Below are 10,608 nucleotides of genomic sequence, written 5' to 3' on the forward strand. Positions count from 1 at the left end.
GACGTCGGTTCGGCGGTACGAAGATCGCCGCCCGCCGACCACGAGTCTTTGCCCGCCGCTGCCCGCTGTCAACGGGGCTCTCGGTCAGCCTTCCCGGCCGTGGTGGACGCTCCGGCCGGACCGGCGGCCCCGGGCGCCTCAGCGGGACCGGCCGCCCCCGCGAAGTGGCCCGCCACCGCCCGTCCTTCGGGGGACAGCGACCGGGCGGGGCGCCGTCCGTGCGCCGTGATCCGGTCACGGCCGTGTCAGTGGGCTCTGAGAGAGTGGAGGCATGAGCGCAGCGCACACCCGTACGGGCCCGGGGCCCGGTCATGCCGTCGTCATCGGGGGAGGCATCTCCGGGCTGGCGGCCGCGCACCGCCTGCTCGAAGGCGGCGCCCGGGTGACCGTCCTGGAGGCCTCCGGCCGGCTCGGCGGCAAGCTGCGCGCCGGCGCCCTCGCGGGCGTCCCGGTCGATCTCGGCGCCGAATCGATGCTGGCCAGGCGCCCCGAGGCGGTGGACCTCGCGCGCGCCGTCGGGATCGGCGACCGGCTCCAGCCGCCCGCCACGGCCGGCGCGTCGCTGTGGACCCGCGGCGCGCTGCGCCCGATGCCCAAGGGGCATGTCATGGGCGTCCCCGGGGACCTCGGACCGCTCGCCGCCTCCGGGGTGATCTCGCCGGACGGGATGGCGCGGATCGCCGAGGACGAGACGCTGGCGCGGACCGAGGCCGGCGAGGACGTCGCGGTCGGCGCGTACGTCGCCGCCCGGCTCGGCCGGGAGGTCGTCGACCGGCTCGTCGAGCCGCTGCTCGGCGGCGTCTACGCGGGCGACGCCTACCGCATCTCGATGCGCGCCGCCGTCCCGCAGCTCTACGAGGCCGCCCGGTCACAGCGCTCCCTGATCGAGGGCGTACGGGCCCTCCAGGCGCGCACCGCCGCCGGCGCCCCACCGGGCGGGCCGGACCGGACCCCTCCGGTCTTCATGGGCATCGACGGCGGGATCGGGACGCTGCCGGCCGCCGTCGCCGAGGCCGTACGCCGGGCCGGCGGCGAGATCCACCTCGGCACCCCCGTCCAGGCCCTCCACTGGTCCGCGCAGGAAGGCTGGCAGGTCCGCCTCGGGGACCGGACGCTCACGGCCGACGCGGTCGTCATGGCCGCGCCCGCGGGCGCCGCGGCCGGCCTGCTGCGCGACGGGTGCCCGGACGCGGCCGCCGCGCTGGACACCGTCGACTACGCCTCGATGGCGCTGGTCACCATGGCCTTCCGCCGCGCCGACCTGGACCGGGTGCCCGGCGGCAGCGGCTTCCTCGTGCCGCCCGTCGACGGCCGCCGCATCAAGGCCTCGACCTTCGCCAGCAGCAAATGGGGCTGGATCGGCGCCGCCGACCCCGACCTGTTCGTGCTGCGCACCTCCGTCGGCAGATACCAGGAGACCGCCGACCTCCAGCGCGAGGACTCCGAGCTGGTCGACCTCTCGCTCGCCGACCTCGGCGCGGCGGTCGGCCTGACCGCCCGGCCGGTGGCGAGCACGGTCACCCGCTGGGACGACGGCCTGCCGCAGTACTCCGTCGGCCATCTGGCACGGGTCGCCGGCATCCGGGAGGCGGTCGCCCGGATGCCCGGTGCGCTGCGGGTGTGCGGCGCGGTCTATGACGGCGTCGGCATCCCGGCCTGCATCGGCTCGGCGCGCCGCGCCGCGGACGAGCTCCTCGGCACCCTGACGCCGGACACCGTCGCCGCCGAGTGAGAATGGACGACATGACAGACGCTTCCACTCCCGCTTCCGCGCCGCAGACCCCCGCGGCGCCCGAGAAGGTGCCGCACGCCGGCAAGAAGGCCAAGGACCTCAACGAGGTCATCCGCTACACCCTCTGGTCCGTGTTCAAGCTGCGCGACGTCCTCCCGGAGGACCGCGGCGGCTACGCCGACGAGGTCGAGGAGCTGTTCGCGCAGCTCGCGGCCAAGGACGTGGTGGTCCGCGGCACCTACGACGTGTCCGGCCTGCGGGCGGACGCGGACCTGATGATCTGGTGGCACTCGGAGAGCTCGGACGCCCTCCAGGAGGCGTACAACCTCTTCCGCCGCACCCGTCTCGGCCGTGCGCTGGAGCCGGTGTGGTCGAACATGGCGCTGCACCGCCCCGCCGAGTTCAACAAGTCGCACATCCCGGCCTTCCTGGCCGACGAGCAGCCGCGCGCCTATGTGAGCGTCTACCCCTTCGTGCGCTCCTACGAGTGGTACCTCCTCCCCGACGAGGACCGCCGCCGGATGCTGGCCGACCACGGCAAGATGGCCCGCGGCTTCCCGGACGTGCGCGCCAACACCGTGCCGTCGTTCTCGCTGGGCGACTACGAGTGGGTGCTGGCGTTCGAGGCCGATGAGCTCTACCGCATCGTCGACCTGATGCGTCATCTGCGCGGCTCCGAGGCGCGGATGCACGTCCGCGAGGAGATCCCGTTCTACACGGGGCGGCGCAAGCCCGTCTCCGAGCTGGTCGCGGGCCTGGCGTAACCGGCCGCGAGGCCCGGCCGGGTCCCCGGACACGGCGCCGCGGGCCGACCCCTCGGGGACGGCCCGCGGCGCGACGGGTCCTCGGCTACTTACCCGGCAGCGCGTGCTGGGCCCGGGTCGCCTGCTGGCCCGGCACCGGCTCGGCGCGCGGCGCGCAGTACACCCGGTGCCCCGGCACCTTCCCGTGCAGCAGATACGCCTCGGCGTACCTGTTCACACAGGCGTTGTCGTTGAACGCGACGCCGTGGGTGCCCGCGCCGTTCTCGGTCACCAGGGAGGCGCCGGGCAGCCGCCGCTGGAGTTCCAGCGCCCCCCGGTACGGCGTCGCCGCGTCCCGCTCGGCCGCCAGCAGCAGCACCGGCGGCAGCGCACCGGGCTCGGTGTGGACATCGAGCGGACCGCGCCGCCCGTGGAGCACGTCGTCGACCTGGGTCCTGGCCACGTGGCCGGCGACATCGGCCAGGTCCTGCCCGGAGGCCGGCCGGTCCGCGCGGTGCACCGCGGCGTCGAGCTCGGCCGCCGCCGACGCCGGCCGGTCGGGCCAGTAGGCGCACGGCAGGTTCATCCAGGCGTTGTCCCAGGTCTCGAACGGGGCGACCTTGGCGATCGCGGTGTTGTCCCGGTTCCAGGTCCGCCAGTCGTGCGGCCAGGGCGCGTCATTGCACTCCACGGCCGTGTAGACGGCGTTGCTGTTCTCGTCGGCGACGACCCCTTCGGTCCGGGGCATCGCCTGGGCGATCAGCGGCTTGGGGTTGCCGTGCAGGTACCCCGCGAGTGCCTCGGCGCGCATCGGCCAGAAGGCGTCGTTGTAGCCGGTCTTGAGGAACGCCGACTGCAGCTGGCCGGCGCCGATCTTCCCGTTGAGCGGCGTACGGCGCAGCTTGCTCGCGGCCTTGTCGTAGGCCTGCTGCACCGCCTTCTTGGTCGTGCCGAGGTGGTACTGGCCGTTGTGCCGGGCCACCCAGCGCAGCCAGTCGCCCCAGCGGCGCTCGAAGGCGACGTCCTGGTCGAGGTTGTTGCGGTACCAGATCTGCCGGGGCGCGGGATTGACCACACTGTCGAAGATCATCCGCCGGACGTGGCCGGGGAAGAGCGTCGCATAGACCGCACCGAAGTACGTCCCGTACGAGGCGCCCATGAACGTCAGCTTCTTCTCGCCCAGCGCGGCCCGCAGCATGTCCAGGTCGCGGGCGTTGTTGACGGAGTTGTAGAACGGCAGGGCCCCGCCGGCCCGGCGGACACAGCCACGGGCGTACTCCCTGGCCTCCGTCCGCTTCCGGCGCTTGAAGGCCTCGTCCGGGTGCATCCGGCTGTCGGTGGGCGCCTTGGCGAACTGCTTGGGGTCCTGGCACGACAGCGGCGCCGAGCGGCCCACCCCGCGCGGTGCGTAGCCCACGAAGTCGTAGGCGCGGGCCAGCTTGCGCCACTTGGGGAGCCCCCCGTAGAGCGGGAACTCCATGCTGGAGGCACCGGGGCCGCCGGGGTTGAAGACCAGCGCGCCCTGCCGTTCGCCGCGCGCCGTGGCGCGGATGCGGCTGACGGTGAGCTGGATCTTCTTGCCGTCGGGACGCGCGTAGTCGAGAGGGACGGTGAGTCTGCCGCACTCGACGGTCGTCGGCAGATGCTCCACCGCCGCGCAGCGCCCGAACTGCAGGCGGTGCGCAACGGGTGCGGGTGGCGCGGCGGCGGCCCCCGTGGCGCCGCCTGCCGGGGCAGTGGCGAGGGCGGTCACCATCAGCGACCCGATGGTGCCGTACAACGCAAGTGCTCTCACTGGCCGTCCCTTCGTGTGTGCATACAAAAGGGATAGTTGGGTCGGCGATTGTCGTTGTAAAGCACCTGGCTCCGGTGTCGGAGGCTATGCCCCGGAAGAGTGGAGCGCGGCGCGCAAGGAGGGATCGGTGAGGGCCGCGGGGCCGCGGAGGGCGAGAGTGACCAGGGAGGCGGGCAGGGCGGGTGAGGCGGAGGCGCGGACGGTGCCGGGCAGCTGCCGTGCGCCGGCGGTGGTGGCCCAGTCGCTGTACGGGTGGAGCTCGAAGCGCGCCACGGCGCAGGTGCCGAGGGTGACGACCAGCGGCAGCGAGCACCACGCCAGCAGCAGCCCGGTGTCCGCGCCGGGCGGCGCCGTCCAATAGGACGCGGCGGCACACAGCAGCACCAGGAGAGCGGCGCCCCACACCAGGCGGACGGCACCGCCGACGCCCGGACGGACCGCCACGGGCACCGCCAGCCCGTCGGTCACCAGCCGGTCGCCCAGCTCCCGCACCGCGTCGTCCCCGACCAGGGCCTCCCGTATCGCCGGTATGCGGCGCTGCCCCGCGGGCCCCATGGCGGTGAGGGCGGCACGCTCGACGGCGTCCTTCCCGACCGGGTCGACGACGGTGGCCCATCCCGTGTCCGCGAGCAGCACCCGCCGCTGCTGGGCCATCAGCACCAGCACCACGTCGGCGAGGCGGTGCGGTCCGCCGGAGAGGTACGCCATCTCGTACAGGGTCAGCCCGGAGCCGCGGCGGCCCGCCGTGCCCCCGTCCGGGTGGGGGCCGGGCGCCGGACGGGGCGCCGGCCCGGGGGAGGTGCGGGCGGCGGCGAGCGCCGCGCGACAGAGCAGCGCACAGGACAGCACCGCCGCCGAACAGGCGACGAGGAGGAAGAGCAGCCACATGTCGGAGTTTTTATGCGAGAAGCGGCCGTTACCGCCACGTGGAATCTCAGTATGCGGGCAGGTTTCGGGGGTGGGCGAGCAGCCGGGGCGAGCACCGTGTGCCGGATGCACCGCACGGGGCGGTGCGTCGCGGTCACCCCCGGCGCCACCAGCGTCGTACGGCCCGGGCCAGTCGCGCCACGGGGTGGGCGGGCGGCGGCTTCGGGCCCGAGCGCTCCCGCCACCAGCGGGCCAACTCCCGCCGTGCGGCCGGGTCTTCGGGCCGTCCCTGGACCAGCAGATGCGCCGCGAAGTCCAGCGCGTCCTGGCGGTAGCCGCCGCTCATGGGCCGGTTCCGGGCATGGTCGGCGAAGGCGGGCCGGTAGTCCGCGCCGAGGATCTCGGGCAGCTCGGGCGCGACCTTGGCGACCACCGCGGCCCGCTTGGCGGCCAGCGCCCGGCTCTGCACCCGCAGGCGGGTGCGGTCGAAGCCCTCGGGGGCGGGCGTCCCGGCGACCAGCGCGGACAGCAGCGCGGCCTGCGCGAGGGCCAGCCGCTCGCGGGCGGCGTCGGTGGTGGTGTGGGTGTGGGTGTCCGGGGCGGTGTCCGCCGCCGCCGGGGTACTCACCGTCGTCGGGGTGTCCGCCGTCGGCGGGGTGTCCGTGGCCGACGGGATGTCCGGCGCCGGGGGCACCGCCTCAAGCCGCCCGGTCATGGCGGGCCTCCTTCAGTACGGTGCGGATCGCGTCGAGTTCACCGGCCAGCTCCCCGCCTTCGGGAAAGTCGTCGTCCCGCTCCAGCAGCACACCCGGCGGGGTGACCCGGGCACACAGCTCGGCGAGGACGTCCAGCACCGGCCGGGTCACCGGGTGGGCATGGCTGTCGTGCCACACCCCGTCCCGCTCCACCCCGCCCGCGACATGGACGTAGGCCAGGGCCTCCAGCGGCAGCGCGTCCAGGGCGACCGCCGGGTCCTCGCCCCGGTTGATGTGGTTCGTGTGGAGGTTGGCGACATCGATCAGCAGCCGCACCCCGGTCCGCTCGACGAGCTCGGCCAGGAACTGCCCCTCGGTCATCTCCTCACCCGGCCAGTTGATGAGGGCGGCGATGTTCTCCAGCGCCAGCGGCACCGGCAGGGCGTCCTGGGCGATCCGTACGTTCTCGCACAGCACGTCCAGGGCGTCACGGGTGCGTGGTACGGGCAGCAGATGACCGGCCTCCATACGGGGCGAGGCGGTGAGCGGGCCGCCCGCCCGGACGAAGGCGATGTGCTCGGAGACCAACGGTGCGCCGAGTGCCTCGACGCGCTCGGCGAGCGCGCCGAGCCGGCCGGGGTCCGGACGGTCGGCACCGCCCAGGCCGAGCGAGACGCCGTGCGGGATCACGGTCGTGCCGCGCTCGCGCAACTCCTGCAGGGCGTGCGGAAGATGGCCCGGGCAGATGTTCTCCGCCACCACCTCGACCCAGTCCACCCCGGGCAGCTCCGCGATCTCCGCGGCGATTTCCGGCCGCCAGCCGATTCCCGTACCAAGGCGCTCCATGGCTCCCCCTATCGCTCCGTGGTGTCGGTACTCATGCCGCACCAGCCCGCTCCGAACCCTGCACCGGCCGAGTTCAGAGGTTGATTTGAGCTTCACGGGGGGCTTGCGCGGAGCCACACGATGCGCCGTGGCCGCTCCCGCCCCCGCCCCGCGGAGACCGGCACAGGCACCGCCCGACAGTGGCTTGATCACACCGGCCACGATCGCACCTGGCCGGGTGCGCCTATGCATCGTCCATGTCGCCAACGTCGCCTTCGTCGTCCACGCGGTCTTCGTCATCCACGTGGTCTTCGTCGTCCACGCCGTCTGTGGGCGACGGCCGGCCAGTGCGGTGAAGCCCTCCCCGGCGGACGGTCTGCACGGCGAGTACTGGGTTGAGGGGTTTGACGAGCTGCTCGGCCGCAACGGCCACGAGCTGGGGCGAGGGTTCGCCGCCGCCCTGCAACGTGTTGACGTAGTCGAGCGCTTGAGCAGGAGAGAGCGCCGGCAGCCGCTGCCGCAGGGCGCGCACGGAGTGCAGGCGCCCTCGTGCGGAGGCGAGCTCACGTATCTCGTCGTGCAGAGCGTCCACGGCGGTACGGACACGCATCCCACGGATTCGGGTGCGGTAGTCCGCTTCCCACTCCCCGCCCCTCTCGGAGACGACCCCGATCCGGTGCAGCCCTCCATCGATGCGGTCCACCAGGTACGGCCCGTGGCCGACGAGCATGGCAGCGGGGTTCCGCGTACGCACATACTCCTCGGACTGCCAGTAGACCTTCCAGACCAGCTCGTGCTCCTCCACACGCAGCACCCTCGTGCGTATCGGGTCCACGCCCAGAGCCGACCACCGCTGACTCTCGCGATCCAGCTCATCCTCAACGACACGAACCGCGCCCTCTCGCCCCATCACCTGTGCAGCATCTCCTACGGGGCACGGGCCGACCAGCGAGTTTGTGTCCTGGGCGGGTGGAGCAAGCGGGGTCGTGAGGTTGCCCGGCACGAACCCGTGTGGCACGAACCCGCCCGGCGTCAGCGTGCACGCGGGGAAGGCGGCTCCGCCTCAGCCGGTGTGCGGCAGGGCGTTTCGCAGGGTGGGGTGGTCGGCGATGACCGTGCAGGAGCCGGGGGCGACTTCGGTGAAGCCGGCGTCGTGTACGGCGGGCAGGCCGCTGCGGGTGAGTGCCTTCCACTGGGTGGGCTCGGCGGTGCGTACGGCGAGGGGGAAGCCGGCGGTGCGCCAGGCTGCGCGTTCGTCCGTGGAGAGGTCCCACCAGGCCAGCTGGGCGGCGTGGCCGGCCTGGGCCATCTCCTTGCCGGCGGACATCTCCAGATCGGGGTTGAACCACAGCACCGGGCCCGCGGCGGGCGGTGCGGGCGGCTGCGGGTCGTCCAGCTCCGTGCCGGAGACCTGGAGGCGTGCCAGGTCCTTCGGCCAGCCGTCCAGCGGCACCGGCGGGAACACCCGCACCTCGGCCTCGCGGCCGGTGACCGTGATGCCGGGCAGCGCCCCGGCCCGCCGCCACTCCGCGCGGCGCGCCCGGCGCACCACCTTCCGGATTCGGGCGTCCTGCCAGTCCCGCACCGCCGCGGCCCACGCGCCGTCCCCGGCCGACCGCTCGTCCGAGAGCAGCACCAGCACCGCCCGCGCGGCCGTCTCCAGCGCGTCCGTGCGCGCCGGGGGAGCGTCCCGCTCGATCCGTACCACGAGCGGCAGCACGAACTGCGGTGCCGCGTCCCGGTCGGTCTGCGGGTGCTCCAGGGGGCTGTCGGCGCTGTTGCCGGGCTGTCCGGCGGTCTCGGTGCTTGTCACCCGACCAGTCTGCCAGCCGCCACCGACAGCGCCCCCGGCCCGCTCCCGCCGCCCCGGCCGCCGTGCGCGGGCTCCCGGGCCAACACCGCTCGTGTGGTGGGGGGTTGGGGCGCGTACGGCCGTTGCGGAACGTGTCCTCGGACAGGCACCCGGCGGCTGATACGGCTACCGTCGGGAGCGGCGAGCGACGGGGGCCCGCCACGACGGAGCGGAGGTGCCGGAGCGTATGAGGCTGGACGGAGTGGGACGGCGGTACGGGGCGCGCGGCCCCTGGGTGCTGCGGGACGTGGACCTCGAGGTGCCCCCGCGCGCGTTGCTGCGCGTCGACGGCACCAACGGCAGCGGGAAGTCCACCCTGCTGCGGCTGCTGGCCGGGATCGACTGGCCCAGCACCGGACGGATCACCGGCCGCCCGCGCACCGCCTATGTGCCCGAACGCTTCCCCGTCGCCCTGCCTTTCACGGCCGTCGGCTACCTCACCCACCTCGGCCGCATCCACGGTCTGCGCGGCCCCGAAGCGGCCCGGCGCGCCACCGAGTGGCTCGAACGTTTTGGGGCGGCGGGGCATGCGCGGACCCGGCTGGCCGAGCTGTCCAAGGGGACGAGCCAGAAGGTCGCGGTCGCCCAGGCGCTGCTGGCCGAGCCCGCACTCCTGGTCCTGGACGAGGCCTGGACCGGGCTGGACCGGGCCGCGCGCGAGGTGCTCGACCGCGCGGTCGCCGAACGGGTCGCGGACGGCGGCACGGTGGTGTTCGTCGACCATGACCCGCAGCGGCTGGCGGGCGCCGCCGACGCCCGCTACCGGGTGACGGACGGGCGGCTGTCGGCCCCGGAGGCGGGCGGCCCGGCGGTCGGTACCACGGACGTCACCGGTCCCCGGGTGCTCATCGAGGCCGAGGGCGCGCCGGGGAGCCTGCCGCCCGCCGGAGCGTCGCGGTCGCAGCTGCCCGGGGGACCGGAGATCGTGCCGGGACCTGACGGGACGACCCGGCTGACCGTTGCGGCCGTGCACTCGGACGCCCTGCTGCGGGCGCTGCTCACCGCGCGTCCGCCCTGGCACATCCGCACCGTCACCGCCGTCGCACAGCCGCATGATGCCCCCGGCGCCGGCCCCGCCCGTGCCACCGACGAGGCCGCCGCCGCTCCTGAAACCTCCGCATCCGACGGCGTCCGCGCAGCGCACGACGCCCCCGCACCCCATGAGGCTCCCCTCCCGTGATCGCTCTCCTCCGCTATCAGACGGCGCTGCTCATCGGCTCGTACCGCTGGCTGCCGCCGGTCATCCTCTTCGCCGCCTGGCTGGCCATCGGTGTCGAGAGCGGCGGCCCGATCCTCGACGCGTTCGGCTACGCCGCCGGGGGACTGCTGCCGACGGCCGTGTGGCTGACCCGGGTCTGTGTCACCAACGAGCCGTCGGCCGCCCGTAATTGTGCCGCGGCCGCCGCCGGGCCCGGCCGGGTGCACCTCGCCGGTGTGCTGACAGCGGCCGGCGCCGCGGTGCTGTTGGCGGTCCTCGGTACGGCGGTGGCCGTGGTGCTGTCGGACCCGCGCTCCACCGACCAACAGGTGGCCGTTCCGGTCCTGCCCGCGGCCGGCGCCGGGCTGCTCGCCGCGCTGGTGTGCCTGCTCATGGGCACCGCCATCGGCGCGCTGAGCAACCGGCCGGTGCTGCGCAGCACCGGCTGGAGCATCCTGACGGGACTGCTCGCCGCCCTGCTGCTGTTGGTGTGGGGCGCCTCGCCCGCCAACGCCGCCGTCTCGGGCCTGGTCACCGGCTCGGTCCACGGGACGATCAGCATGCCCTGGCTGCCGCTCGCCGCCACCGCCCTGATCGCGGCCGCCGCCACCGGCGCCGCCTGCGCCCTCAGCTCCCGGCGCGGCTGAAGGGGGCGGGGAGGCGGGGGAAGGGCTGCTTCTGTGGGCAGGGGCAGGGGCAGGGGCAGGGGCAGGGTGGGGCTGGGGCCGGGCGAGGGCGGGTGCCCTCGCCCGGGCCTCGGCGCCTGAACCTCGACGCCCGAACCTCGGCCCTCGCAGGCGGCACGAACTCTCCCCCGCCCCCTCCCCCTCTCCCCCTTCGGGGGAGGGGGCGGGGGGTGGGTTCGGGGGTGGGGGGGGAAGCGGCCCGCCCGTTCGCGGCC

8 protein-coding genes and 1 pseudogene are annotated in these 10,608 nt (G+C 74.6%); 4 read left to right on the forward strand and 5 right to left on the reverse strand.

All coding sequences use genetic code 11. The features are described 5' to 3' along the window. The first annotated feature begins 271 nt into the window (after positions 1-271). Together hemG and hemQ are read left to right on the forward strand one after the other, a co-directional pair. Positions 272-1,732 (forward strand): protoporphyrinogen oxidase, encoded by a 1,461-nt coding sequence (gene hemG, locus ACWC9R_RS25690; protein ID WP_450734896.1) that lies wholly within the window; start codon positions 272-274, stop codon positions 1,730-1,732. A 2-nt stretch (positions 1,733-1,734) separates the two neighbouring features. Then, complete coding sequence (gene hemQ / locus ACWC9R_RS25695) at positions 1,735-2,496, forward strand: hydrogen peroxide-dependent heme synthase (RefSeq protein ID WP_450734898.1); 762 nt, start codon at positions 1,735-1,737, stop codon at positions 2,494-2,496. Positions 2,497-2,581: 85 nt separating this feature from the next. Here hemQ and ACWC9R_RS25700 read toward each other — a convergent pair whose 3' ends face one another. The 5 genes and pseudogenes from ACWC9R_RS25700 to ACWC9R_RS25720 all read right to left on the reverse strand — a co-directional run bounded on the left by ACWC9R_RS25700 (position 2,582) and on the right by ACWC9R_RS25720 (position 8,470). After that, positions 2,582-4,231: an alpha/beta hydrolase gene (locus tag ACWC9R_RS25700; RefSeq protein ID WP_450734907.1), complete on the reverse strand. Its 1,650-nt coding sequence runs from the start codon at positions 4,229-4,231 to the stop codon at positions 2,582-2,584. Positions 4,232-4,354: 123 nt separating this feature from the next. After that, a complete protein-coding gene (locus tag ACWC9R_RS25705) occupies positions 4,355-5,158 on the reverse strand; it encodes a TIGR04222 domain-containing membrane protein (RefSeq protein WP_450734900.1) in 804 nt (267 codons plus the stop codon). Between the two features lie 133 nt (positions 5,159-5,291). Continuing rightward, positions 5,292-6,678 (reverse strand): annotated as a pseudogene (locus ACWC9R_RS25710) (DUF692 domain-containing protein). A 223-nt stretch (positions 6,679-6,901) separates the two neighbouring features. Then, on the reverse strand, positions 6,902-7,567 hold the full coding sequence (locus ACWC9R_RS25715) for a YrhB domain-containing protein (RefSeq protein ID WP_450734909.1): 666 nt from the start codon (positions 7,565-7,567) through the stop codon (positions 6,902-6,904). Between the two features lie 153 nt (positions 7,568-7,720). Beyond that, positions 7,721-8,470, reverse strand: a complete 750-nt coding sequence (locus tag ACWC9R_RS25720) for an aminoacyl-tRNA hydrolase (protein WP_450734902.1) — start codon at positions 8,468-8,470, stop codon at positions 7,721-7,723. A gap of 226 nt (positions 8,471-8,696) precedes the next feature. On the opposite strand from ACWC9R_RS25720, the gene ACWC9R_RS25725 reads away from it, so the two are divergent. After that, positions 8,697-9,689: an ATP-binding cassette domain-containing protein gene (locus ACWC9R_RS25725; RefSeq protein WP_450734903.1), complete on the forward strand. Its 993-nt coding sequence runs from the start codon at positions 8,697-8,699 to the stop codon at positions 9,687-9,689. Further along, the gene (locus ACWC9R_RS25730) at positions 9,686-10,354 is read left to right on the forward strand and encodes an ABC transporter (protein ID WP_450734905.1); all 669 of its coding nucleotides are present in this window, start codon (positions 9,686-9,688) and stop codon (positions 10,352-10,354) included. The genes ACWC9R_RS25725 and ACWC9R_RS25730 overlap by 4 nt, the downstream gene beginning before the upstream one ends. The last annotated feature ends 254 nt before the right edge of the window (positions 10,355-10,608 follow it).

It is taken from the genome of Streptomyces sp. NPDC001219 (assembly GCF_053597915.1).

Coding starts and splice junctions, on each gene's coding strand:
- ACWC9R_RS25715 (WP_450734909.1), bottom strand. CDS start 7,567: ATGGGGCGAGAGGGCGCGGTTCGTGTCGTTGAGGATGAGCTGGATCGC.
- ACWC9R_RS25725 (WP_450734903.1), top strand. CDS start 8,697: ATGAGGCTGGACGGAGTGGGACGGCGGTACGGGGCGCGCGGCCCCTGG.
- ACWC9R_RS25700 (WP_450734907.1), bottom strand. CDS start 4,231: ATGGTGACCGCCCTCGCCACTGCCCCGGCAGGCGGCGCCACGGGGGCC.
- hemQ (WP_450734898.1), top strand. CDS start 1,735: ATGGACGACATGACAGACGCTTCCACTCCCGCTTCCGCGCCGCAGACC.
- hemG (WP_450734896.1), top strand. CDS start 272: ATGAGCGCAGCGCACACCCGTACGGGCCCGGGGCCCGGTCATGCCGTC.
- ACWC9R_RS25705 (WP_450734900.1), bottom strand. CDS start 5,158: ATGTGGCTGCTCTTCCTCCTCGTCGCCTGTTCGGCGGCGGTGCTGTCC.